Below are 26,276 nucleotides of genomic sequence, written 5' to 3'. Positions count from 1 at the left end.
AAATAGATCACGTTCGCTTGCGTTTCATATACCCGACATAGTGTCGCCGCTTTTTCCATAGTATAAAGGGCGAAATCACCAGCAAAAGCTGGCTTTTGAACGAGCGTGAAACACTATGCCAAATATCATTGCATATGCGATGCTAGCCTTTTGGCCTTTCGTCACTTTGGTGATGTTTCGACGCTTGCCTGTTGAAAAAGCTTTCATCTGGGCGATTGTCGCCGGCTATTTGATCCTGCCACCGCCCCCTGCTGGTTTCGATTTTCCGCTTTTACCTGCATTCAACAAAGATACGATCCCAAGCCTTTCGGTCTTCGTGATCTGTTTCTTCATGTACGGCCATCGTGGATCGCTTTTGCCCGACACGATGCTGCCCCGTCTCGCACTGGCGGTGTTTATTTTCAGCCCAATGTTCACAGTTCTAACCAATGGCGAACCTGTTTTCTATGGACGAGTCGGGATTAGAGGGCTTGGAACAACGGACATGATTGCCCTGTGTATGCTTCAGTTCATCACAGTCATTCCGTTTCTGATTGCCCGCAAGTTCCTAGTGGATGCACAAAGTCAAAAAGAAATTCTGAAGGTCTTTGTCTTCAGTGGCTTGGCCTATTCAGTGCTCATGTTGATCGAAGTACGCCTTAGCCCGCAGCTCAACACATGGATTTACGGATACTTCCAACACGTCTTTGGGCAATCAATCCGTTTCGGTGGCTATCGTCCACTCGTCTTCCTTTACCACGGCCTTTGGGTCGCATTGTTTGCTATGATGGTCGTCATTTCCGCGCTCGCGATTGCTAAGGCAGAAGCGGGCAAAGAAAAACTAAGGGCCTATATCGCGGGCGCTTACATGTTGGTGGTTCTGGTGCTTTGTAAATCTCTAGGATCGCTTATCTTTGCAGTTTTGCTGATCCCAATTATCCTAATGTTCAAGCGCAACGCGCAGATCAAGATCGCCGCTTTGATTGGCGCCTTGGCCGTTGGCTATCCTTTGCTCAAGGGCTTTGATGTGGTGCCCGTGCAATGGATGCTCGATCAGGCCGCTGCAATTGACCAAGATCGCTCCGCATCGCTTAAGTTCCGCTTTGACAACGAAATCATCCTCATGGAACGCGCCATGCTCAAACCGCTCTTTGGTTGGGGCAGTTGGGGGCGTAACCATATCCTCGATCCGGTCAGTGGCATCATTATGACCGTGACCGATGGGCGTTGGATCATCGCGATTGGTGTTTATGGCTGGGTTGGTTTCCTCGCAGAATTTGGACTGCTGACATTGCCCATCTTTATGATGTGGCGAGAAGCCAAACCGAGCTTTGGCTCTCAGATCACGCCCTATGCGGGCGCGATTACGCTTTTGCTTGCGATCAATGTTTTAGACATGATCCCCAATGCGACGCTCACGCCGCTCACTTGGCTTTTCTCGGGGGCCTTACTTGGTTATGCAGAGAGCCTCAGGGCCGAGCGTATTGCGCGCACGCCCGGCATGGAACCTTTTCAATGGCGGACCGTTCTCTAAATGCGCAAGTCCCCTCGCGTTTTAATCATTGCTGAAGCTGCCAACCCTGAATGGGTGAGCGTGCCTTTGGTCGGTTGGTCCTTGGCGACCGCGATCGCGAATAAATGCGATGCGCATATCATTACGCAAATTCGTAACCGCGATGCATTCTTGCGCGCGGGTCTTACTGAAGGTGTCGATTTTACTGCCATTGATTCCGAAACCTTTGCACGCCCTCTTTGGACGATTGGCGAAAAGCTCCGCATGGGTGATGGCAAGGGCTGGACGACGGTCCAGTTGATCAATGCAATCAGTTACCCCTATTTCGAACGTCTTATTTGGAAGCAATTCGGCCCAGCGATCAAAGCTGGCGACTATGACGTCGTGCATCGCGTTACACCACTGAGCCCAACAATTGGCAGCCCCCTTGCCAAGAAATGCGCGCGCGCTGGAGTTCCTTTTGTACTTGGCCCGCTCAATGGCGGCGTTCCTTGGCCGAAAGGTTTTGATGCGGAGCGCAGACGGGAACGCGAATGGTTGTCTTATCTACGCTCTGCTTACAAAGCGATGCCCGGACGCACTGCAACATTGCGCCATGCAAGCGCGATCCTGACTGGCTCACGACATACGGCCAGCGAAATCCCTGAAAAATTTCAAGATAAATGCGTTTACATGCCTGAAAACGGTATTGATCCAACCCGTTTCCCGGGCATGGCTCAACCAGAAAAAGGCGGCCCGCTGCGCGCGTGTTTCATCGGTCGCATGGTCCCTTACAAAGGGCCAGACATGTTATTGGAAGCCGCTGCACCCTTGCTCGAAAGCGGTGCGCTTGAGATCGAGATGATTGGCGATGGTCCGATGTTGGAACCGCTCAAAGCCGCGCATTCAAAGGGCGTGCATTGGCGCGGCTGGATGGCCCATGAAGACGTGCAATCCGTTCTGAAAACGTGCGATTTGCTGTCCTTCCCTTCCATTCGCGAATTTGGCGGCGGCGTGGTTTTGGAAGCGATGGCGCTCGGCGTGCCCCCCTTGATCGTTGACTATGCAGGGCCTGCTGAATTGGTGAAAAGCGAATGGGGGTTAAAAGTCCCTATCGGCAACCGTGACGATATTGTCGCCAGCTTTCGCAAAGAGCTAGATGCGCTTTGCAAGGATCGCAGTTCGCTCGCAACGATGGGCGTCGCGGCAAAAGCGCGTGTGGAAAGCCATTTCACATGGGAGCGCAAAGCCGAACAGGTGCTTCAGACCTATCAATGGCTCAGCGACGATGCTCCTGCACCACAGTTTTTCGACACTTAGATCGCACGTGCAGGGATGCCAACAACGGTTTGCCCTGTTTCAACATCGCCTGTGACCACGGCATTCGCCCCAATGCGGGCGTGATCGCCAACTTTGAGTGGCCCAAGCAGTTTCGCACCAGCGCCAATGTCCACATGACCGCCTAGCTCAACAGCGCCTGCAAGCGTGACTTGATGGAAAATCATACAGTTAGGCCCGATCTTCGCATCAGGATGAATGATAATTCCTGTTGGATGGGTCAAACGTAAACCACCTGCGATTTCTGTGTTCAGATGAATTTCGCTTTGCGTCACGGTTGACCAAAACAGATGCGATAATGCCCAGCGTTTACACACCAATTTAGCAATCACACCGCCACGGACCTTGGCCGCTTGATAACGGCGCACTGAACGGAGCAGCTTTTGACCAGGTTGCCAAAACTGCGTCACCGCTTCGCGGCTCCAATCTGGCTCCGTCGCCGAAACATTAAGGTCGCTCGTTTCTTGCATTATCGGCTCCATTCCTTCACCCACAAACTATGCTTTTGACGCGGCTTTCGAAACCCCTTCCATGAATTCGCCACAAAGCCCTTGCAAATGATCCGAGACGTTCCTGTTTACCCTTGTTAGACTGCATTTATGAGTACCCACACGCCCCTGTATTATCGCCCAGAAATTGACGGCCTACGCTCCATCGCTGTGCTGGCTGTCGTGCTTTACCATTTCGGGATTACTGGCCTGCAAGGCGGGTTTGTCGGCGTTGATATCTTCTTTGTCATTTCTGGGTTTTTGATTGGTGGATTGCTCTGGCGCGAGGGGCAAAGCAACGGTGCGATCAGTCTAAAACGTTTCTACATGCGCCGGATCAAACGACTTGCGCCAGCCTATGTCGCAATGGCCATGGCCAGCTTGATCGTCGGCTACATTGTCCTTCTGCCCTTTGAGTTTCGCGAATTCGGTAAATCACTGATCGCCGCGACGGTCTATTTATCGAACGTAAATTTCTTTCGTGAAGCGGGCTATTTCGACAGCGCCTCCGAAGACAAGGTTCTGCTGCACACATGGTCGCTCTCGGTAGAGGAGCAATTTTACATCGTTCTACCGATCCTAATGGTGCTTTTGCTGCGTAAACCTTTGGGGCTGCGCGCGCTACTTTGGGTCTCTTTCGCAGTGTCGCTCATTGCTTGCATCTGGATGACGACCCGCTCGCAACCCGCTGCTTTTTATCTTTTCCCTTTCCGTGCTTGGGAATTGCTAGCTGGCGTTTTACTTGCAATCGAAAGCCAGCGGCGCACCCTACCTCAAAACGGTGCGTTGAGCTGGGTTGGGCTGATCCTTATTCTTGTGAGTATCGCCTTGATCCCCGCAAGTGCGCAATTCCCGGGGTGGCATGCGATTGGCCCTGTGTTGGGGACGGTTATGTTGATCGCAAATGGGCAGCACGACAATCCGGTCAATCGCGCGCTTAGCCAGAAATGGCCTGTTGCGATTGGGTTGATTTCCTATTCGCTATACCTTTGGCATTGGCCCGTTCTGACTCTGTCCAGCTATTATCGTGGCGGCTATTCAAATGGCTTAGAAACAGCATTCTGGCTGCTTCTGAGCTTCGCTCTTGCCTACCTATCATGGCGCTTTATCGAGCGGCCTTTCAGACGGTCAAACTTATCACCATGGCCCACATTTGGCGCGGCCGCCTTGGTTAGCGGCGCGCTCGTCGGCGTAGGCGGCGTCGTGTTTATCAAAGACGGAATGATCGAACGGTTTTCTGATCCTTTGCGCACGCACATCGATGCTTCGGCGGATTTTTTGCAAGACTGGTCACGCTGCACTGTACCTGTTTCAGGACCATTTGAAGGCCTTGAGGTTTGTCCGATTGGGCCAGAGGGCGAACCCCAAATACTTGTCTGGGGCGACAGCCATGTGCGGGCATTGAAAGAAGGTCTAGAGCTAGCAGCCTATGAGGCCAGCGCCCCTGCCCTGCTAATTTGGCGCGCGGGATGTGCCCCAATATTTGGGCTGATCAAAGACGAAACATCCGCAACGCCTGCGCAGGATGCGGCCTGCAGCTCAGCGAACACTCAAATCGAAACTGCGCTCAAACAGGAACCGTTTGATACAGTGCTTTTGGTCGGGCGCTGGGGTTATTATGCGAATGGCGGCGGCATAGGCTTGGATGAGAGTAACAAAATTAGCGCTCAGGTGAGAGAGACGAGTGGCAATCAAAGTGAGCAAATTGCGCAAGGTTTGGTTGCCAGCATCGATGCATTGGAAGAGGTCGGTACTGAGGTGTTCTTGCTCGCACCAATTCCCGAAATCGGGCGCTACGATTCCCGACAAATTGCGCGCGCGTTGGCAGGAAACCGTCTTTCAGAAATCGACTTAAACAATGCGACCATCGCCGCCCGATCAGAGGTTGATGCGAGATCTACACCCCTGCGAGAGGCCTTTCAATCCGTGGCTGAAACAGGTGCAACCCTTCTCGATCCAATCCCGTATTTCTGCGATAGCGCGACCTGTTCAGCGCTGCATGAGGGCAAAGCGCAATATTTCGACAACAATCATATCGTCAATTCCGCCGCTTTGCGGATTAGAGAATTGTTCACAGAAGTCTTCGCCAGAGGCACAAGCCAATGACGACAGACTATCTGAATCAAGACTGGGATGCGGTCATCATCGGGACTGGTATGGGCGGCGGCACAATCGGGCGCGTTCTTGCGACTGGTGGTTGGCGGGTCCTCTTCATCGAAAAGGGGCCGTCGGGGCATCGCAGTGAACGACAAGCGTTGCATAGCCATGTTTTCACCCCGGATGCGCGTGCACTGAGAGGGTTTTGGCCAACGCCGTTGCGCGCGAAAATCGACAATCGTGAAAGCGAGTTCTTTGCGCCAATTGGTGCTGGCGTCGGTGGCAGCTCTGCCTTTTATGCGGCTACACTTGAACGTCCTGAGCGTCACGATATGGACGATCACCCCCATGCCGAATGGCCGATCAGTTTCGATACGATGCAGCCATGGTATGATGAAGCGGAAAAGATGTTCCATGTCTGCGGCGCACCTGATCCGCTTTCTGCAGAACCAATGCCCGAACTCTTACCGCCCCCGGCGTTAGACCCTAGCGATGACGCGTTGATGGGCGAAATGCGCGCCATTGGCCTGCATCCCTATCGCCTACATTCCGCGATCCGGTATGTTGAAAACTGTCATGATTGTCTTGGATCGAAATGTCCCAAACCCTGCAAGATGGATGGCCGCTCCGCAGGTGTTGAGCCTGCCCTCGCTACTGGAAACGCTTTTGTTTTGGATGATGCCGAAGTCGTTGATTTGAAACGCGATGGGCGCACGATCACCGAGATCACGCTCTGTCGCAGTGGCGTTGAGTATCGCCTTTCGCCAAAGCGCGTCATTCTTGCAGGCGGCGCTCTTGGTTCAGCGCATATTTTGCTGAAATCGGACATCGCAAATTCCAGTGGACTCGTCGGGCGAAATCTCATGTTTCACCTCAATGAAATGTTCGCGCTCTGGCCCAAGAAAAAAGTGCTCGGTGATGCCACAAGCAAAGCGATTTCGCTCCGTGATTTGTATCATCAGGACGCAACACGTTTTGGGACAGTTCAAAGCATGGGTATCGGTGCCGGCTATGGCGAAATTCTGCATTACTTGCGCCTCATGCTAACGCGATCAGCGTTATCGCGTGTCCCCTTGATTATGGATCTTGCCCGAATTCCTGCCGCCGTTGCGGTCAAAATGCTCGGCAGTGCCAAGGTGCTTGTCGGCTTGCTCGAAGATTACGGCTATCCTGAAAACCGGGTTATCTTTGACCCCGCACGGCCAGAGCAATTGTCGATTGAGTATGTTCTGGCGCCCGAACTCAAGGCGCGGCGAAGGGCATTTCGCAAGGCAATCCGCCGCGCCTTTCGCGGGCATCGGAAAATGTTCTTATCAATGCAGCCAGAGTTGAATTTTGGACATCCTTGCGGCACGCTCCGTTTTGGCACCGAAGCCGAAACTTCAGTGCTCGACCCGAATTGCAAGGCCCATGATCACGACAATCTTTGGGTCGTTGATAGCAGCTTTATGCCAACGTCGTTTGGGGTGAATCCATCGCTCACGATTGCGGCTAATGCCATTCGCGTTGGCCACCATTTATTGAAAGAGGCGCGTTCATGACAGCGGATCACATTATTCGAAATGGCGCCGCAATCGTGACAGGCGCAGGATCAGGTCTCGGGCGCGCACTCGCGCACAAGCTGGCAAATCAGGGCATGCATGTCGCGTTGCTCGGGCGCAGAGAGCCATCGCTTATTGAAACCGCGCGCGCCACGCCGGAGTTGTTGCATCCCTTTGTTTGTGATGTGGCGGATGCGAGCGCCGTCACTACGACAGTCGCACAAATCACAACTGATCTTGGCGCGCCCCGCCTACTTATCAACAACGCCGCGATTTACCCAAGACGCGATATTCTCGATATACCTACGGACGCCTTTATGGACAGTATCGCGATCAATTTGGGCGGCGTGGTCAACGCGACGCAAGCGGTTCTGCCCCACATGATTAAAGACGGGATTGGGCGCATTTTGAATGTTGCGACCTTCGCCGATATGTCGCCCCTTCCGATGAGCAGCGAATATAGCGTTTCCAAAGGTGCGGCACGCATTTTCACACGCGCGCTGATCGCGGATATCGGTGATCGTTTCCCAGATATCGTTGTCGGGGATTGGATGCCGGGCATGCTCGCGACACAGATGGGGATCGAAGACGGGCTTGCGCCTGATGCCGCCGCGGGATGGGGCGCCGCATTAGCGCTTATGCATGATCCTGCTTTGACGGGAACCACCTTCGAAATGGATCGGGAAATCCTCCAAGGCAGCGGTTTGAAACGTAAGCTAAAGGCACTGTTGACGCTCAGCCGCCCTCAGAAACCACGGATCATCACACCGATTTAGCGGTGCCGGAAGGCGTGGAAAGCCAAGCTTGGAAAAGCAAGCGCACTTTGTACATATCTGCCGAACAAACGGCGGGGATTTCCTGCCAGTCGCCACAACCATTCTAACGCTAAATCACGCATCCATTTCGGTGCGCGTATTTGTGCGCCGGACAGAAAATCTAAACCCGCACCGATGGATGCAAATCCGACTTCTGGAGCAAGCGAGCGACCAAGTGCCGCGAAGAGTTCCTGCTTTGGAGCGCCAAGTGCAAGGAAGGCAAGCTGCGCACCGCTCGCATCCAAATTCTTTAGAATATCGCGGGCGGCGTCCCCTGTCGGATCAAACCCATAGGCAGGCGCATGCACATAGGCGATATCCAAGCCCGGCGCAGCGGCTTTAAGCGCTTCGCCAGAAGCTCTTAGCGATTCATCAGAGCTGCCAATCAGCGCTATGGAAACGCCCATATCGGCTGCAAGTTGCGACAGCGGAACGACCAATTCAGACCCCGGCATCAACTCGACCGGCGATTTTGCAAGCCTCGAGACCCAAACGATTGGATTTCCATCGGCAACGACTAGATCCTGCGCATGATAGGCCATGCGAAAGCTCTCCTCGCGTTCAAGTTTGGTGACATGATCCAAGTTGATCGTCGCCAGCGCAAAACCCTGCCTGTGTTCAAAGCTCGTTTTCACGATGGCCATCAAGGCGGCATGAGTCGGCACGTTAATATCGACCGCGAAATATTTGCCTCTTAACCGCACGAAAACCCTCTTTTCACTACTCTTGAACTGTTGTTCGTGTCCTGACTGCAAAATGCGCCAGAATTGTTACCGTGCAACGCCATTTTTGAGCAATTCGTCAAATATTGGCCATGTTTGGGTGGTGAATGCATAGCCCAAAGTGGTAGATAGATACCAGTGAATTTCGGGTGATTGGAATGACGGATATAGCGATCATCGGGTGCGGTTTTGTGGCCGATCTCTACATGCGCTCGTTCGCCAGTTTTCCCGCCGTTCGCATCGCGGGGGTCTTTGACACGAATGCTGCGCGCCTGACCCAGTTCTGCGAATATTGGCAACTTGAAGCGGCGCAATCTCAAGACGCGCTACTTAGTGGACTGCCAAAAGGCAGTGTCGTTTTAAACCTGACCAACCCCAGCGCCCATTCTCCCGTGAACCGCGCTATTTTGAATTCTGGCCATCATGCCTATTCCGAGAAACCGCTCGCTTTGAACATGGCCGAGGCAGAAGAGCTGCAAGACCTCGCACAGCAGAATGGGTTGCACTTAGCCTCTGCCCCCTGCTCTGTTCTCGGTGAAGCCGCGCAAACACTGGCAAAGGCCGTGCGCGATGGGCAGGCTGGCGACATTCGCTTGATCTATGCAGAGCTTGATGACGGATTTATACCCCAAGCGCCCTACAAAGATTGGCAAAGCGAAAGTGGCGCGCCATGGCCGTTTGAGGATGAGTTCCATGTGGGCTGTACCCTTGAACATGCCGGTTATTATCTCAGTTGGCTGATCGCGATGTTCGGCCCCGTTCGCGAGGTAATCGCAGCCTCGACCGAGACGATCCCGAATAAGCCTGGCGCCAATGGCACCGCAGATTTTTCCACAGCGACGCTTTTCTTTGAACGAGGTGGTCCGCCCGTGCGCCTGACTTGTTCGATTACTGCGCCGCACAATCATCAGATTCAAATGATCGGCGATTCCGGTGTTTTGAGCGTGAAGAAAGCATGGGCCAACTCCGCCCCTGTACGCTTTCACAAACGGATGGTTCTGCGTCGTCGTTTGCTGGAAAACCCCATCGGCAAGCGCATAAAACTCGGCCAAGAGACGCATCCAAAGGTCAAACGTTGGGGCGCGGCTGAGATGAATTTCGCACTGGGGCCTATGGAAATGCAAGACGCGGTTGAAGCAGGTCGCACGCCGCGTTTGGCGGGCGACTTTGCCCTTCACTTAAACGAGGTAACGCTGGCGATTCAAAACGCTGGCCGCACGCGCGGTGTTCAAGAAATGCGCACAAGCTGCGCACTGATGGAGCCGATGCCATGGGCAATGTAACGGCTCCGCATATTGTCGTGACAGGCGCAGCTGGCTATCTTGGGCGTGCAATTGTCACCGCCGCCGAGGCGCAAGGCTGTCAGGTGACGAAAATCATTCGCAGTGGCACTAACGGCATTATTCAAGACCTTTCTGCGGACAGCGCCGACACAGCGTTGCTGGCGCAAATTAAAAGCGCAGATGCGATCATTCACGCTGCTTCTGAAATGAGCAGTGATTGGGAGCTACACCAACGTTCAAGCCTGCCTGCAACGAAAAACATCTGCGCTGTGGCAAATGCCCTGGATGCACATTTGGTCTTGATCAGCTCCATCACTGTTTACGATTTTGCCGCACTTTCGATCGGTGGCATTGTCACAGAAAATACACCGATAGAAACAGCTCCTGAACTGCGAGACGGATATGTGCGCGCGAAACTCGAACAGGAAAACATCGTTGCCGCCGCCGTTCCAAACACCAGCATTCTACGTGTTGGTGCGATATATGGCAAAGATCGCGTTATGAACGCGCATCTTGGAATTGGCATTGGCCCCGTCTTGCTACGGCTCGCTCGGCGTGGGCAAATACCGTTGTCCCATGTGGCGCACACGGCTGAGATCGCAGTACGTGCGGCAGTCGAACGTACCAGCGGTGCTGTGAACGTGCTCGACACGGACCTACCAGATCGCGTTCGTTTCCTATCCGCGCTTGGCAAATCTGGCTGGCCCAAGCTTATCATCCCAATGCCTTGGCAAATTTTCGCGGCGTGCGGCGCAGTCTTATCCTTTTGGCGCACGCGCCCAGGCCTGCTGCATCGCAAGGTTTTGCATGCTCGAATGAAACCGCTTGGCTACGACAACACCTTGATGCGAGCGGTTTTTGGCGACGACGAACAGCCTTCCTTCGAGACCCTTATGGCACAGGCACTTCAGCATGACTAAAGTAGGTTCCATCGCGTATTTGACGGGCGAATACCCCCGCGCGACCGATACGTTTATCCAACGTGAGATCGCGGGTCTGCGCTTGCTTGGTCTCGATGTGCAAACCTGTTCCATCCGACGCACAGACGCGAGCCATCATGTCGGCGACGAGCAACGCAAAGAAGCGGCGAACACGTTCCATGTGCTTGAGGCGGCTAAAAACCCCGCGCATCTTTTGAAATCTCATTTCAACCTATTGCGCCAAAATCCCCGCAGGTATGGACGTGCATTGCTAGACGCATGGCGTACTCGTGCGCCCGGTCCAAAAGCCGCGCTTTATCAGATGATCTATTTTGCAGAGGCAGGCGTGTTGGCTCAACATATGCAAAATCGTGGAATCTCACATCTACACAATCACATCGCGACGGCGTCTTGCACCGTTGCAATGCTGGCCAGCAGTCTGAGCGGCATACCCTATAGCTTCACATTGCATGGCCCTGATATCTTTTTTGAACCGCATCGCTGGCGGCTTGATGCAAAGATCGCATCGACGCGTTTTGTGTCCTGCATCAGTCATTTTTGCCGCGCGCAGGCGATGAATTTCTCTGACCAAGCCGATTGGCGCAAACTACATATCGTACATTGCGGCATCGAACCTGATCGCTACACGCCCACGGCGCGCAAACGTGGTAAACATCTTTTGTTTGTTGGACGGTTGGCCGGCGTCAAAGGCGTACCAGTTTTACTGGACACGCTTACCTCCCTTCGCGAGACCCATCCAGAACTAAAGGTCACATTGATTGGTGACGGACCTGAACGCGCGGCGCTTGAGGCCCGTGCAACTGAGTTGGGCCTTGGCAAAATCGTCGATTTCGTCGGCTACAAAAGCCAAACAGAGGTCGCAGAAACCCTCGCAAAGACAGACATTTTTGTTCTGCCCAGTTTCGCGGAAGGTGTGCCCGTCTCTTTGATGGAAGCTATGGCTGCAGCAGTTCCCGTTATCACGACACATGTCGCAGGTATTCCTGAGCTGGTTGAAGATGGCACACACGGGATTCTGACTCATGCTGGCGATAGCGCGTCGCTGAGCGCCGCAATCGACGCCCTTTTAAGCGATCCAGAAAAGGCCACTGAAATGGGCAAAGCGGGACGCCAAAAGGTGAGCCATGCGTTCAATATCGCGCATGAAACCATTTGGCTCGCAGAACTCTTAAATGGCTATGTTGATCCAGATGTATCTCTACCGGTGAGGAATGCACCATGAGCATTGTTGGAGCAGTTGTCATCGGTCGCAATGAAGGAGCGCGTTTGAAACGTTGCCTTCAAAGCCTCGCGCCGCAAGTGGCCCATTTGGTTTACGTCGATAGCGGTTCAGAAGATGATAGCGTCAGTTTCGCCCGTTCAATGGGATTGAATGTGGTCGAGCTGGATACGAGCATGCCCTTTTCCGCCGCGCGCGCACGCAACGAAGGTTTCGAAGCCCTCGCAGAAATTGCGCCATGCGACTTCGTCCAGTTCATAGACGGGGATTGCGGCGTTGAACCCGATTGGATCGCAAAGGCGAGCGCGCAACTGCAGATCACCCCTGAGCTGGGATTGGTCACAGGCTGGCGACGTGAGTTATTTCCTGACAATTCAATCTATAACGCCCTGTGCGATCTGGAATGGCATCGCCCTGCTGGCCCTATTGCAGCCTGCGGCGGCGATATGATGGTGCGGGCCGCCGCATTTGATGACGCAGACGGGTTCGATCCAACGGTTATTGCCGCCGAAGATGACGAGTTCTGTCAACGTCTCGCAGGAGCAGGTTGGCGCCTGCTTCGTATCCCTGAGCAAATGACGATCCACGACGCAGATATGCTGCACTTTGGCGAATGGTGGAAACGCGCAGAACGGTCTGGGCACGGATTTGCACAGGTCGCAGACTTGCACGAAGGATACTTTGCGCCCGAGCGCAAACGCGTCATTCTCTTTGGCGGAATCTTACCTTTATTGGCGATGCTAGGCTTCTTTTTTTCATGGAAACTCTTCCTTCTTGTGGTCCTTGCATACGGGGTTTCTTACGGACGCACGTTGCTCGGTCTGCGAAAAGAGGGCGTCATCGAAACCCCATTGTTATTTCAACTCACAGGGCTGCTGTCCCTGTCAAAACTGCCCAATATGTTGGGCATGATCCGCTATCATTGGCGCAAACGAACAGGACGCGCGATGCGTCTCATAGAATATAAGTAGGACGATTTATGAGTACCCCATTGCGCGCTGGCATTATCGGCGCTGGTTACATTGCGACATGGCATGCGGATGCTATCAAACAAACACACGGTGTTGAGCTTGCTGCGGTTTGCGATCTGTCAGAAAGCGCAGCGCGCGATTTGGCTGAACCGCGCGGCGCGGAGGTGTTTACCGACGTAGACGCGCTTTTGTCCTCGGGAAAAGTTGATGCGGTTCATATTTTGACGCCCCCAAATTTGCACGCAGACCTTGCTGAAAAAGCGCTACGCGCGGGTATTGCTGTGCTTGTTGAAAAACCTGTCGCTGTCTCTGCCGATGAAATGCGCGCGATGGCGAAGGCCTCTGACGAAAGTGGCAGCCTTTTGGCAGTCGGTCATAATTTTCTGAGCCTACCCGGATATGAACGCCTAAAGACGCTGCGAAAAGCTGGCAAAATTGGCCGCATCAGCGGGGCTGAATTCAATTGGTGCTTCCCGCTCGCGCCGCTACGCTCTGGCCCTTTTGGTCTCTGGCTTCTGCGTGAACCTAAAAACCTACTGCTGGAACTTGCCCCGCATCTCTTCGCCTTTGCTGTCGATCTCTTTGGCGAGATTGACGTGCAAGATGTGCAACTTAGCCATCCCACGCAGATGCCCGGTGGTGCAACGCGTCATCAAAGCTGGCGCATTCTCGCGCGTGCTGGGCATGTGGACATTACATTCAACTTAAGCACCGTCGAAACGCTAGATGATCGCTCGCTTACTCTGCGCGGCTCGAACGGTCTGGCACACTACGACTATGCGGCTGACGCGCTTGTCGTCCGTTCAGAAAATGCGTCGGATTTGATCGTCAATCCGCTGGTGAACCAACTGACACAATCCTTCGGTCACCTTCGTGAGGGGCTTGTGAATGCCACCCGTCAAACCCTCTCTTTGAACAGGAAGTCTGCTTATGGACTTAGTTTCTTGGGAATTACCGCAGCCTTTTATGACGCGCTGGCGAAAGAGACTGAGATCGATCCGCGCTACAATGCTGCTAGCGGCATCAAAGTCATGGACGGAATGCAACAGGTGATTGATCGCCTGCCTGAACACGGCGTCGAGACACATAGGCACCCCAAGCAAACCCGCACACCCAAGCCAGATGTCATGGTTATCGGCGGCACGGGCTTTATTGGTGCGCATTTGACACGCACTTTGGTCAGCAAAGGGAACGACGTGCGTGTGATTTCCCGCGGCACGCGTGGGCCATTTCCTGATCTGCCTGATCAGGTTGAAGTGGTTGGTGTCGATCTCAAAGACAAGGCTGCATTGGTTCGCGCAATGCAGGGCATCAAAGTGGTCTACAACCTCGCGAAATCTATGGATACGACCTGGGAGCTATGCTTGCAAAACGATGTGGGCGTTGCGGTGACTATTGCAGAGGCTGCGCTGGAGGCTGACGTTGAACGTCTGGTCTACACCGGCACTATTGCCTCCTACGATATGTCAGATGAAAATGTAACCATTCGCGAAAGCGCTGGTTTTGGCGATGATATGAGCGATCGCAATCTATATGCGCGCTCAAAGGCGGAATGCGAACGTCAACTCATGGACATGCACCGCTCGCGCGGCTTGCCGTTGACAATTGCACGTCCGGGGATCGTGATTGGCGCGGGTGGTCCTTTGCAGCATTGGGGCATTGGCCGCTGGCACGGTGCGGGCGCAGTGCGCCTTTGGAGCGCGGGCCGCAACAAATTACCCTTTGTCCTGATCGAAGATGTAAGCGAAGGGCTGGTGCGTATGGGCAATGCGCCTGACGCAATTGGCCAATCTTTCAACCTTGTCGGCGACATTCAATTTACCGCAAGAGAATATTTCGACGCGATCTACGATGCGCTTGGCGCGCGCGTCAAAGTAAAGGGCGGCAACCCGACAATATTCTGGGGTGTTGATGCCATAAAATATGTGCTCAAGAAACATGCGCTGCGCCGCCATGGTGTTCTACGTCCTTCGCTGATGGACTGGAAATCACGTGCACATTTCAGCCCCTTTGATAATGCGCAAAGCAAGGCTATGCTTGACTGGACGCCAGAAACGGACCGCGATGTATTTATTCGCAAAGGGATCGTTGAAGCGAATTTACTAGGTTACTAAGTCACTAGTCACAACAAGTTGCACCAAATACCACGCCTTGCCCCTTGAACCGACATGATTTGGCCCAACTTTCTTAGATATATCGACTGAAAAGCGCTCATTGTTTCGAGTGCGCAATAAATAAAACGAGCATCGGTTATGAGTAAGACCAATTCCAGTTCGCTGGATGCAGACACGCAGAGCACGGGTAAACGCCGTCGGTTTTCCGGCGGTGGCATGCGCTTGTCTGAAACCGAAGCTGCCGAGATGCGTCGCCGCCTGATCAAGCCGATGAACACGCAACCTGTTCAAGAGCCAGCGCCAAATGCATGGGATCGTCTTAACAGCATTCCTGTCTTGGAGGATCATCTTGAAAAGAACCGCGTGATCAGCGCGAGCCGTCATAACCCCGCGCATGTCGCGTTTGATGTTCTGCGGACCCGTCTCATTCACGGCCTATCCGAACAAGGCTGGCGCCGTGTTGTGATTACATCGCCTACAAAAGATTGCGGCAAAACGTTCATTTCAACGAACCTCGCTATAAGCCTTTCGCGGCAAGAACGACTGCGCACCGTATTGATGGATGTCGATCTACGAAATCCGTCTGTCGCGCCTTTGCTAGGTGTTGAAGACCCCGGCACTATGGGCGATTTCCTACGTGGAAAATCTTCTGTCGCTAATCATTTTAAACGCATGGGGCAGAACATGCTGAACATTGGGTCAAATGTTGCATTTGGCCTCAATAACGAGCGCGAACCTTTCGCGTCCGAAATGCTCGGATCTGCCGCTACTACGGATGCGGTGATGCGGATGGAGAATGAGCTTGAACCGGACGTCGTCATCTACGACATGCCCCCTGCCCTTTATCATGATGATGTGATGGCCTTTCGGGAGCACTACGATGCGGTGCTTTTGGTCGTTGGCGGCGGCACGACTAAGGCTAATGAAATTCGCGAACTCAAGCGACGCTTCGGAGAAGACAAACCTTTGTTAGGTGTCATCCTGAACAAGGCCGAAGGTCTATCAATCAGCCACTATAGCTACTGATTTTGAAGTTAAGTCGGGTGAGATGCGCCCGCTTAGCTTTCTGCTTCTCTGTTAAAGAGATTGCCCAGACCCTTGTCCAAAATAGAGCGAAAGAACACTGGGACTGCAATTACAGCAGCCAATAAACCGGCGATCCACGCCAGTTTACGGCGACGTTGTTGCCATGTTGTGCGCACATAGGGAATAGAAACGACTGGCTGCAAACCCAATTGGCGCTCAAGTTGCGCACTGGTGCGAATAGCAGGGTTCATCATCTCAAGGCCGAGTGCGGCCAAACAGGCCAAAAAGCCGCTGCCAATAAAGCCAAGCATTGCGATTTTTTTCCGGCTTGGTGAAACTGCATATTCAGGCACAAGCGCGGTTTCGAGAACCACAAAACGTTCAGATTGATCAGCCGTTTCAAGCAATTGCCCCATCTCCGCTTCGGCGCGGCCCGTCGTGATTACGCTGTACTGATCCTGCAGTTGACGTAAACGACGGCTAAGCGCACCCAGCTCACGTTCCACTTCGGGACCGGCGCTGATGATGGTCTCGGTACGGGAGATGCGTTTATTGATGAGGCTGCGTTGCTCTTCAAGACGGGCCACTTGTTGGTCAACCACCGACTGTCTCTGACGAGAGGTATTGCTGGAAATCGCGATGATCTCCCGCTCAATTTCAAGCTGCGTTTCACGCAAAGTTCCTAGTTGATCACGTTGCGAGGCCATGCTGGTTGGTAAAGCGTCTGAGTTGGCGCTTTTGAACAGCGCAATTTCTTCTTCGACCTTGAGAATATCCGCACCAATGCGTTCTTCTTCGTTGGTAAAGAATGCCAGCGCGCCTTCGGTCCGCTCTTCTTTGCGTTTGCGATTTTCCTCTAGGACAGAACCGAGGAATTCATTGGCAACCTTCGCGGCAACCACGGGATCACCCATGCGAACAGTGATCAACATACCAGAAGGTGTGATGTTCGGCTGCCATGCTTGCGCGCCATCTTTGATCTGAACGATTTGCACAGAGCGGCGCAGCGCGTCGACCTTGTCATTGAGCGCAATTGGCGCGCCACCTGAGAAAAGTTCAAGCTTTTCAACAACGCGGACAAGACTATCACGCGCCATCAAGCGTTGTTCGATCAACGTCAAACGATGGGCAGCGCCATTGCTCAGCACGTTTTGCCCTGCGCCTTGGCTTGCCACAGCGGCACTTTCAATCTGCAAAGCGGCATGTGTTTCATAGAGGCTGGGTTGCTTCAGCGCATAGTAAATCGCGCCCAATGTCCCGAGGCAGACAATCAAGGCCATAAGAAAGAAACGGCGTTTAATAACACCGATAAATTCACCAACGGTTCTGATCTGATCCAAACCAACTCTCCTCAGCCCAACAGACGGCCATTACTATTTATTCCATGCAAAAGCCGTTTCAACGGCTCTTCAACATACCAATATCGTCTGCCAACTTGACGTCATCGCACACGGGGCACACACCCCGCCATTGCTGCAAACCTCGAAAAGGTCTGCCAACAAAGTCCCCCACGGAATCGGTGGCAGCCGAAACGTCTGGGATTTTCATACCGCAAAATCGCCAATTTTGCCATGTTTTTGTCTTAATTGGACGGAAACAATGGGCGCTGACTGTTTCGCTTTTTTATTCCTTAAACCCAACATGCGGATCACGCATTACAACCTCCCAAACAATGGTTTGAAGGCGTTTTGCAAGTTCAGGCGAAGATATTGAAAAGTCTTCATTCTCATCGAACAAAGCGACGCTTTTAGGTAAACCAACAGCGCTTTTTTGATACAACACCGCATAGTGCGTCATTGCGGAAATATAGTTGCCCAAATGATCAACGTGGATCGTATCTAGAGTGCCGTCCTCATTTCGCGCAAAAAGATCCTCAACACGGTCCAAACCGACCAGTTTTCCGGCCTCAATCTGCCGCGCAATCTCTGCAAAGACCTGACCGACAGGAATCACGTAAATCGGTAGCGGAGGTGGCTCTAACGCAAGAGCCGGACGAAGAATGCCATCTTGCCAATACCGCGTTCGATCCAGCTCCAACCGGGTGCGCCAGCCTTCGGGGTCATCTACGTTGTGCCACGTCTCATAAAGATAGACACGCACATCACTGCGCCCTTCCCGAGCGAGTTTGGCAAATTTGTGCAGGTATTCCGCGCTATCAAAATATTCGATGGCATCTTTGATTTCGACCATTTCTGTTAGCACAACCGCATCGTATTCACCGCTGCTGAGCGCCTGTTTTACATCGCGATAGCGGCCATGTGCGTTTTCTTTTTCGAAACCAAATATCTCTTCCTTTGGCTCCCAGTGGGATTTCAACGGTGTGCCCCAGCCAATTTGGCTCTCAAAACCATGTGCAAACCCGCCAGCCTCTGCCATTTGGCGCAACATTTCAGGCATGTTTCGGTTCACCAACGAATGGCCCAAATGATAAACGCGCGCACCTTCGCTCGGGGCGCTCAGCGGCGCTTCGTAAAGCGCGTCGAATTCAGCCTGCGGCAATGGATCAGGCGTACAACGCACAAGACCGCACGCGGAAAGCAGCAGCAAAAGAGCACCCGATCCGAGAAAACGGCGGCCGCAAACAGCGCGCTTAAACTTGGCAAGAACCCGAGCAATCATGCGACATCCTTTTCAACAGCGCAGAGCGAAATAACGTGACCATCAACATGACGGGTCGGTACGGCAAAGCGGGTCGCAGGCGCAAATTTCCCAACCCAACGTGTCAAAATGAGTGCTTCGGCATCATCGCTCTTTGCGGCATGAAACCCCATTAACTCCCCTGTTAGGGGGTAAAGCGCCTTGAACAACGCCTCTTTCATACTGAACAACTCAATCGCCTTGGCACCAGAAACATGCAGCTCACTGTCATGCAAAATAGCGCAGCGAAGATCATCTTTGAGCGGGGTGGCGCGTTCCGCATCAATGCCTATCGAGGCAAAATCACTTTTCTGAGCGACTGCAGCTATACAAATGTCACGGCTGTGTGTGATCGTGCCGCAGATGCCATCGGGCCAAACCGGTGCACGCCTTTCACCAACGGGAACTTCGACGCCGTCCATTCCAAGTTGAGACAGCGCTGCGCGCGCTGCATCACGGCCCGCGCTAAATTCAGTTCGTCGTTTTTCGACCGCATGAGCGACGGCATGCTTTTCTGTCCCGAGCAATGGATAAGTTTGCTTCGGATCGCGCACCGCAAAATGCGCAGTCTTTGGTAAAAGATCTTTTAAGGCAGTTTCCACGCTCATTTGCGCACCCGTGCTGCGCGCATTGCACGTCGCTTCGCCATCGCATCTGCGCGCTTGTCGGCGCGGCTTCCCGTTGGTTCAGCAACTTTTGCTTCAGGTTTGGCAACAGGTTTCACCGCTTGGCCTCCGCTCGCAGCGACACGTTCAGCCAAACTAGAAAGCACGGGGAAACGGAAAATGTCGGTGATCGAGATTTTGGCACCCAGTTCATCGCGAATTTCCCGATGCGCTTGAACCGCGAGCAGGGAATGGCCACCAATATCAAAGAAATTGTCACTCGGAGCGATCTGACTAACTCCCAAAATCTTGCCCCAAATAGCTGCGATCTGCGCAGAAACATCCGTGTCATTTGGTGTTTCTGTCGGCGCGATTATCGCAACTGGCTCTACGTGTTTTGGCTGCGTAGGCGCGGGTAAGGCTCCGCGATCCACCTTTTTGTTCGGCGTCAATGGGAAGGCATCTATCGCGACGATGTTTGAGGGTACCATATGCGTCGGCAATTTGGCTTTCATCGCTGCGCGCAACCCTTCGACCGAAAGACCCGCCCCCGTGACATAACCAACAAGGCGCACATCCCCTGGTGTGTCTTCACGCGCAACAACGACAGCTTGGCGCACGCCAGCCTGTGCCTCCAGCGCGCTTTCGATTTCGCCCAATTCGATACGATAGCCACGCAGTTTGATCTGGTTGTCGACCCGCCCAAGAAATTCAAGCTCGCCCTCGGCGGTGCGTTTCACAAGATCACCAGTGCGATACATACGCCCGCCATCTGGGCTGGTCACAAAGCGTTCTGCGGTCAACTCTTCCCTTTGCCAATAGCCCCGCGTCACGCCTTCACCGCCAATACACAGCTCGCCTTCCGCGCCAATCGGGCAGAGCGCATCGTTTTCATCGAGCACATAAAACTGCGTGTTTGCGATTGGTTGGCCAAGCGGAACAGTTCCTTGCCCCTCTGCCAAACGCGTTGAAGACCAAATCGTCGTTTCGGTTGGGCCGTACATATTGGTAATCGTCGCCGAACTGGCAGACTTTAGCTCTGCAACCAAAGCGCCCGGCAATGCCTCTCCGCCGATCATTATCTCTTCCAATCCCGACAAGGCACCGCGTGCTTCATCGTTCATGCAGATCATACGGGCCATGGATGGGGTGCATTGCAGATGGCTGACTTTATGGCGCACCAATTGCGCTGCGATGGAAAAATCATCCGCTGCCAATTCGTGTCTTGTGCTCGACTGGCGCACAACCTCCGCCAATGGCTTGAGACCTTCCATAACCTGTTCAGTGCCGATCCCATAGTCAATGAGACAAGCGATTTCATTCACGCCGATTTGCTTAAGAGCATCAACTTTTGCAGCGCAATCCTGAACGGTGCCGAACAATCCAGAGTCATCAAAGTAACGTTGGAATGCGAAATCGAGGATGCCCTCCAGCTCCTCCTCTTCCAGCGACCCTAGGTCCAATTGGAATGCACTATCCACGCCTTCTGGGCGTTTGAACGCGGGGAACGCCCAAGCGTATTGTTTGATCAAACCAGCAGCAGAGCGCAGATAATCCTTCATCGGCTCGCGCGCTATCTCTCGAGCGATATCACGCGTTTCCGCAATGAATGTATGCAGCATCAACGTGACTTTGAAGTCCGCAGGATCATGCCCCGCCTCGCGTAAAGCGGCGTGGTAAATCGTGATCTTTTCCGCGACCTCATCGATGCTTTGTCCCAGCAGATGCGTCAAAACATTCGCGCCTATGCGCCCTGCGTCTTTCCATGTTTCGGGATTGCCTGCAGTCGTTACCCAAATAGGAACTTCTTTGCTCACCGGACGCGGCTGCGTGACAACAGCATGCTGGCTGCCGTCGGCCTTTGAAAATTCAACCGCCTCTCCGCGCCAAAGCCTGCGCACGGTTTCGATGGTTTCGAGCAATGCAGGTTTGTTCGCAGGCGGCGTATTTTCAGGGCGCAACACAAAGTCATCCGGTTGCCAGCCAGACGCCATCGCAAGCCCGGCTCGCCCGTTGGTCAGGTTGTCAATCACAGCCCATTCTTCGGCAATTCGAGCAGGATGGTGAAGCGGCGCCACACATGAGCCGGAGCGCACACCAATATTTTCGGTGATTGCAGCGACCGCCGCGCCTGTCACAGACGGGTTCGGATAGGGGCCGCCAAAGGCGTGAAAGTGCCGCTCTGGTGTCCAGACAGCGCAGAACCCGTTCTGGTCAGCAAATTTGGCGCCTTCTAAAAGCAACTCATATTTCTTGTCGCCTGCCCCATCGTCATTACCCCAATAATAAATGGAAAAATCCATATCCGCATCGGAGTGCATGACCGGCCCATTGGACAAAACCGCACGGCTTTCATCAGATGTCACGACCAATTTGAAACCACGTGCAAGCGTGTAGAACAACTCAAGCACAGAAATGTCGAAGTTCAGCGACGTGACCGCAAGCCATGTGCCTGCAGGGTCATGTTTCAGGCGGTCATCCATCCCGACAAAGAAATTGCTGAGGTTGCGATGTTCAATCATCACCCCCTTGGGTCGACCTGTAGAGCCGGAGGTAAAAATCAGATAAGCGAGGTTGTCAGGGCCAGCAACTGGGGCAAGGTTTTCATCACCGGCGCTTTCAAGGCGCGCGTCTGTATCGAGGATCAACAATTGCGCGTCATGTTCTGGCAAGCTGTTCGCAAGTGCATCTTGCGTCACGATCACAGAGACGGCGCTATCCTCCAAGTACCCCGTCAATCGATGTGCAGGATAGGAGGGATCAAGCGGGACATAAGCGCCGCCTGCCTTGGTTATGGCCAAAGCGCCAATCAGCATATCAAGTGAGCGTGTCGTGTAGAGCCCGACCAAAGTATCCGCGCCAACACCCATCTCGCGCAACACATGCGCCGCCTTGTTTGCAGCACGGTTCAGCGCGTCGTAGGTCAGACTTTGATCCTCAACCACGACTGCAATTGACTCTGGCGTTTTTGCGACTTGCACCTCAATCAATTGGGCAAGGCAGGTGTCCGCAAACGGAGTATCCGTCTGGTTCCATCCGCGCAGCAAGTTTGTTTCGCTGTCTGGCAAGACAGGGATGTCTTTGGGCGCGGCTCCATCAGCCAAATGCTCTGCGATATGGGCAAGACGTGCCGCGATCAGACCTGCAGCCGCGTCGCTGAGCAATGCCCTATCAAAATGCAAAACATCCCCAACAAGGGTGACGACCGTCCCGTCTATCGGGCTATCGTCTGACAGACCTAAAGCGGGCGGTTTGATCTGATTTAGAGCGCTGTCTCGCACCAATAGGTCGCGCGTGAAACCGCCGCGTTCTATTGCTTTCTCAAGCGCACCAAAATCGCGCAGCGGGACCCAACCGGTAATCAAGGACGTCTGCGCAGGAATGGCCAATGCAACATCACTGGGCGCACCGGTCATCTGATCCCCGAGGACGCACAGTGCGTGTCGCAGCTGCTTGGGCTGTGTCGTTTCTATTAATAGAGATTGCCAACCAGAGCGCTCTTGCAGCTGCTGCAAAGGCAAGGTGCTTGGGTTCATCGCGCCCAAAACTTTGCGCCAATACCCATCTGCTTTGGCCGCTTGTAACAACGCGCCTTGTGTTTCAGGTGACAGCGTTTCAAACGTCGCGATATCACCCACTTTGATCGATTCTAGATCACCCAAAACCTCTGTAAATTTCAGGCAACCATCCGCGCACGCGAGCGTCACACTGCCCTCCTCTATGGACAGGATTGTGCCAGCTTTAGCAGCTGTTGCGCCCCCCTGTTCAACCCCGCCAACATGCAAAATCGTATCAGCAACGCGCAGTTTTGCGGTGCACAATGGATTCCAATACGGACCATGATCCAGCGCTTTTACGAGGCGCGCGACATCGGCCGATGTTTGTAATGGGTCGATAAACCCATGCGTATCGGGCCGCGCAGCCAAAGCAAAATAACTGCGCTGCTTTAGGTCTTGATCGCGCGCATTCAATTCACCCGCATCAATCGCATCCAACACACGCGCAAAACTCTGCACGCCCGCCTCAAAACAGCGGGTATTCAAGGTAAAGGCGGTATCATTCGCGCGGATATCAAACTGCTCCTGCGCGATAATACGTCCCTTATCGACGCCGCCTTCGATCAAATGCCATGTGATGCCGTGCTGTGTTTCACCATTCAAAAGCGCCCAAGCAGGCGCATTCAGACCCGCATAACGTGGTAACGGACCATCATGGAAATTGATCGCGCCTTTTACTGCTAGTTTCAGCAATTCAGCGGATAGCATTTCAAGGTTAGCAACTGAAAAAATCCAATCAACTTGCGCGCCCAAACGTTTGCTGAGGCCTGCGCCGAAGCCTAACACATCTAGGCCTTCCATAGCTGCCCATGCTCGTACGTCCGCACTATGCGTCACAACTGCCTGAATTGCGTATCCGCGCGCGCGGATTTGACGACCCGCTTCAATCGTCAGGCTTTCAGAACCAATCAGGATCACACTTACAGGGGTACTCATCATACGTCTCCGGCGCTAGCTCGAGCGCCTAATTGAGGTTCTTGAATTGTTTTTCTTGCACCTAATAAGTGGCGTGTGTCATGCACAATTAAGTCCCGAAGAAAATGATCTGGATCTGCCTTTGGCTTGCGCTGCAGCAAGCGACGTGCGCGCCATAGCAGACCGCCCAACACATGGGCCTTTACCGCGACAATCGCATAGAGCCAGCCGTGGTTCTTCGTGAAGTAGTGCAAGCGTGAATCGAACCAATACTGCGGCATACGTTCCCAAGTTTTCATGCCAGTGGACACCGATCCGATATGGGTCACTTCGCTGCTTCGAACAAAAACAGTCGGCCAACCTGCAAGCTTGGCGCGGCGGCATAAATCCGTTTCCTCAAAATAGAGAAAGAAGGTTTCATCAAACAGGCCGATCTCTTCGAGCGTCTCGCGGCGCATCATCAGGCTAGCACCAGCGAGCCAGTCGACCTCTCTCGTATGATCGGGTACATCAATTGGCACACGTTTAGACCGCAGCAATCGCGAGATCGGACCGAACCGAGCAGCGCCTTCCAGTTCCGACAAAATTGAGGGGAACCGGAAGGTCGTCAAATGCGGATCACCCTCGGGTCCATGGATATAGCTGCCGGCAAAACCAACCTTGGGATGAGACTCTAAATAGACCAAAAGCGCGGAAATGCTGCCCTTGTCCGGGAAGGCATCGGAGTTCAGAACGTAGTAGAAATCGGGCGTGCTGCCATCCGACAAACCAAGCTGTAAACCTACATTATTGCCCGCGCCAAAACCGCCATTACGAGGAGATTGAACAACGCGCACGCGGCTCCAATTGTTCGCCGTGACTTGGGCGTTCAGCGTTTCAAACGACCCATCGTCCGAGGCGTTATCAACAATGACAATCTCGCCCTCGATCCCATCCATTTCGCGCAGAGCGGCCGCTGTCGACTTCAGCGTCATGTCAGCAGTTTTGTAATTCAAGATGATCGTCAAAATGCGTGACATGTTATTCCGCCGCCAATGCATCTTGGGGCGCTTCACGGTGCTGTTCAGCTGCTTCGATTGCCTCTTTCATACGCGCCGCCAAAACGCGCACATTTGGCTCTAACACCATACTGTCATGATCACCTGGGACCTCTGTCACCTGCACGTTTGGCGCATGTTGCGTCCAATCATTGTCATCGAGAACATAAGCACGCTCTGAGTTCACCTGCCTGCCGGCGGACACGGTCCAATGGCCCACGAGAGGCGGGCGGTACAGTTGCAAATTACCATTCCAAGATCGCACATCATATCCCGCGACTGCCTCCAAGAAGGCCTGTTCAATTTCCGCATTGTGAAACTGGTGCTCTTGCGTTTGTGCTAGTTCTGATGGGCGGCGTTTGGAAATCTCCCAAGCAACGCGGCGCGCGATCCAACGGAAAGGATAAAGCAAACCACCCCGCTTCAATTCTGCCGCTTGGATATAAAGACGGTCAATCGGTTCGAGCGGACGACGCACAGGCAAAGGCGTATCGAGCAAGACGATCAGATCGATCTGCTCGCCCGCCTCTTCCAACTGGCGCGCCATTTCATAGGCCGTGATGCCACCGCCAGAAAACCCGCCCAGCATGTAAGGGCCAGCTGGCTGAACTTCGCGCAGCTCAGAGATATAGTCACGCGCGGCGTCTTCGATGCTGCGATGTGGCTCTTGATCCCCATAGAGCCCGCGCGCCTGAAGCCCATAGAATGGTCGATCCGCGCCGAGCAGATGTGCAAGATGGCGTAGGTTTAGAACATTGCCAAACATACCAGCCACGAGGAAGAAAGGCGTTTTGCCGCCTGCCGCGCCTTCGTGCATTGGAACAATATGGGTAAATCGACGTTCTGGCGCTTTGGGTTTGGGGCTATCGCCACTTGCATCCTGTGGACCAATTTGCGCTTCGATCAAGTCTGAAATTTTGCGAATAGTGGGCGCTTCAAACAGAACCGAAATCGGGAAATCGATGCGATAGGCTTTCTTGATCTGCGCGAACAAACGCACCGCGATCAGGGAATGCCCTCCAAGATCGAAGAAGCTATCGTCGATACCAACATCGGACACGCCGAGAAGGTCTTGCCACATGCTCGCAAGCATGCGCTCAACTTCTGTTTCTGGTGCCGCATAGTCGCTGTCCAAATCGGGACGTTCGAACCCAGCGCTTTCGCCCTCTTGCGCGGTATCAAGCGCGCTTTGCGCCTTTAGCGCAGTCAGATCAAGCGAGGACACTGTGATTTGCGGAACACCCAATGACATCGCGCGCGCGAAGGCGACAACGCCTTCTTCAGGGCGAATACCTTGGCTGATGTTGTGGTGCAGGCGCTCTTCTGGCGGTGATAATGGCTGCGCCGTACCAGCATCGTCGAACTCAACTTCATTGGCTTGCGGCAGCGGGCTTTGTGCAAGGCTCGCACTATCCTCGATCCGTTTGATCGAGAAGCCATCAATCTCTGCACAAACCTCTCCTGCTGGCGCACAAAGGGTAATGTCAAAACGCACGGCT

General features: G+C 53.6%; 19 protein-coding genes. 11 read left to right on the top strand and 8 right to left on the bottom strand.

Annotated features, from left to right (window positions below; translation table 11 throughout):
- The first annotated feature begins 115 nt into the window (after window positions 1-115).
- Window positions 116-1,513, top strand: coding sequence for a hypothetical protein (locus ABJQ89_RS05290; RefSeq protein ID WP_348495223.1), 1,398 nt, complete (start codon window positions 116-118; stop codon window positions 1,511-1,513).
- Window positions 1,514-2,791, top strand: a complete 1,278-nt coding sequence (locus ABJQ89_RS05285) for a glycosyltransferase family 4 protein (protein ID WP_348495222.1) — start codon at window positions 1,514-1,516, stop codon at window positions 2,789-2,791. It abuts the gene before it with no gap.
- Here the strand turns inward: ABJQ89_RS05285 and ABJQ89_RS05280 are convergent.
- Complete coding sequence (locus ABJQ89_RS05280) at window positions 2,788-3,279, bottom strand: serine acetyltransferase (protein WP_348495221.1); 492 nt, start codon at window positions 3,277-3,279, stop codon at window positions 2,788-2,790. The two genes, ABJQ89_RS05285 and ABJQ89_RS05280, sit on opposite strands and share 4 nt — an antisense overlap.
- A gap of 129 nt (window positions 3,280-3,408) precedes the next feature.
- On the opposite strand from ABJQ89_RS05280, the gene ABJQ89_RS05275 reads away from it, so the two are divergent.
- From ABJQ89_RS05275 to ABJQ89_RS05265, 3 genes are read left to right on the top strand one after another with little or no spacing between them, the layout of a single operon-like run.
- Complete coding sequence (locus ABJQ89_RS05275) at window positions 3,409-5,403, top strand: acyltransferase family protein (protein WP_348495220.1); 1,995 nt, start codon at window positions 3,409-3,411, stop codon at window positions 5,401-5,403.
- A complete protein-coding gene (locus tag ABJQ89_RS05270; RefSeq protein WP_348495219.1) occupies window positions 5,400-6,935 on the top strand; it encodes a GMC family oxidoreductase in 1,536 nt (511 codons plus the stop codon). Before ABJQ89_RS05275 ends, ABJQ89_RS05270 begins: the two co-directional genes overlap by 4 nt.
- On the top strand, window positions 6,932-7,711 hold the full coding sequence (locus ABJQ89_RS05265) for an SDR family oxidoreductase (protein WP_348495218.1): 780 nt from the start codon (window positions 6,932-6,934) through the stop codon (window positions 7,709-7,711). Before ABJQ89_RS05270 ends, ABJQ89_RS05265 begins: the two co-directional genes overlap by 4 nt.
- On the opposite strand, the gene ABJQ89_RS05260 is transcribed toward ABJQ89_RS05265, so the two are convergent.
- Window positions 7,708-8,454, bottom strand: a complete 747-nt coding sequence (locus tag ABJQ89_RS05260) for a WecB/TagA/CpsF family glycosyltransferase (RefSeq protein WP_348495217.1) — start codon at window positions 8,452-8,454, stop codon at window positions 7,708-7,710. The two genes, ABJQ89_RS05265 and ABJQ89_RS05260, sit on opposite strands and share 4 nt — an antisense overlap.
- A 176-nt stretch (window positions 8,455-8,630) precedes the next feature.
- Here ABJQ89_RS05260 and ABJQ89_RS05255 point away from each other — a divergent pair, with 176 nt between their 5' ends.
- The 6 genes from ABJQ89_RS05255 (at window position 8,631) to ABJQ89_RS05230 (ending at window position 16,026) form a co-directional block, all read left to right on the top strand.
- The gene (locus tag ABJQ89_RS05255; protein WP_348495216.1) at window positions 8,631-9,755 is read left to right on the top strand and encodes a Gfo/Idh/MocA family oxidoreductase; all 1,125 of its coding nucleotides are present in this window, start codon (window positions 8,631-8,633) and stop codon (window positions 9,753-9,755) included.
- Window positions 9,743-10,675 carry a sugar nucleotide-binding protein gene (locus tag ABJQ89_RS05250; protein WP_348495215.1) on the top strand — a complete coding sequence of 311 codons (933 nt, stop codon included), beginning with the start codon at window positions 9,743-9,745 and terminating at the stop codon, window positions 10,673-10,675. The genes ABJQ89_RS05255 and ABJQ89_RS05250 overlap by 13 nt, the downstream gene beginning before the upstream one ends.
- On the top strand, window positions 10,668-11,918 hold the full coding sequence (locus ABJQ89_RS05245; protein ID WP_348495214.1) for a glycosyltransferase family 4 protein: 1,251 nt from the start codon (window positions 10,668-10,670) through the stop codon (window positions 11,916-11,918). Before ABJQ89_RS05250 ends, ABJQ89_RS05245 begins: the two co-directional genes overlap by 8 nt.
- Window positions 11,915-12,886 (top strand): glycosyltransferase, encoded by a 972-nt coding sequence (locus ABJQ89_RS05240; RefSeq protein WP_348495213.1) that lies wholly within the window; start codon window positions 11,915-11,917, stop codon window positions 12,884-12,886. Before ABJQ89_RS05245 ends, ABJQ89_RS05240 begins: the two co-directional genes overlap by 4 nt.
- A gap of 8 nt (window positions 12,887-12,894) precedes the next feature.
- A complete protein-coding gene (locus tag ABJQ89_RS05235) occupies window positions 12,895-15,000 on the top strand; it encodes an NAD-dependent epimerase/dehydratase family protein (protein ID WP_348495212.1) in 2,106 nt (701 codons plus the stop codon).
- Between the two features lie 138 nt (window positions 15,001-15,138).
- Window positions 15,139-16,026 (top strand): CpsD/CapB family tyrosine-protein kinase, encoded by an 888-nt coding sequence (locus ABJQ89_RS05230; protein ID WP_348495211.1) that lies wholly within the window; start codon window positions 15,139-15,141, stop codon window positions 16,024-16,026.
- Window positions 16,027-16,058: 32 nt separating this feature from the next.
- On the opposite strand, the gene ABJQ89_RS05225 is transcribed toward ABJQ89_RS05230, so the two are convergent.
- The 6 genes from ABJQ89_RS05225 to ABJQ89_RS05200 form a co-directional block, all read right to left on the bottom strand.
- On the bottom strand, window positions 16,059-17,366 hold the full coding sequence (locus tag ABJQ89_RS05225) for a chain-length determining protein (RefSeq protein ID WP_348495210.1): 1,308 nt from the start codon (window positions 17,364-17,366) through the stop codon (window positions 16,059-16,061).
- Window positions 17,367-17,649: 283 nt separating this feature from the next.
- The gene (locus tag ABJQ89_RS05220) at window positions 17,650-18,645 is read right to left on the bottom strand and encodes a hypothetical protein (protein WP_348495209.1); all 996 of its coding nucleotides are present in this window, start codon (window positions 18,643-18,645) and stop codon (window positions 17,650-17,652) included.
- Window positions 18,642-19,271: a 4'-phosphopantetheinyl transferase superfamily protein gene (locus tag ABJQ89_RS05215; RefSeq protein ID WP_348495208.1), complete on the bottom strand. Its 630-nt coding sequence runs from the start codon at window positions 19,269-19,271 to the stop codon at window positions 18,642-18,644. Before ABJQ89_RS05215 ends, ABJQ89_RS05220 begins: the two co-directional genes overlap by 4 nt.
- Window positions 19,268-23,761, bottom strand: coding sequence for a MupA/Atu3671 family FMN-dependent luciferase-like monooxygenase (locus ABJQ89_RS05210; protein WP_348495207.1), 4,494 nt, complete (start codon window positions 23,759-23,761; stop codon window positions 19,268-19,270). Before ABJQ89_RS05210 ends, ABJQ89_RS05215 begins: the two co-directional genes overlap by 4 nt.
- A complete protein-coding gene (locus tag ABJQ89_RS05205) occupies window positions 23,761-24,759 on the bottom strand; it encodes a glycosyltransferase family 2 protein (protein ID WP_348495206.1) in 999 nt (332 codons plus the stop codon). The genes ABJQ89_RS05210 and ABJQ89_RS05205 overlap by 1 nt, the downstream gene beginning before the upstream one ends.
- 1 nt (window position 24,760) lies before the next feature.
- On the bottom strand, window positions 24,761-26,276 hold a 1,516-nt coding region (locus tag ABJQ89_RS05200; protein ID WP_348495205.1), incomplete at its 5' end, for a thioesterase domain-containing protein.

It is taken from the genome of Planktotalea sp., assembly GCF_039984035.1.
Taxonomy (GTDB): Bacteria; Pseudomonadota; Alphaproteobacteria; order Rhodobacterales; family Rhodobacteraceae; genus Planktotalea.
Note: the sequence above shows the minus strand (reverse complement) of the source record. Positions and strands in the feature narration are given on the sequence as shown.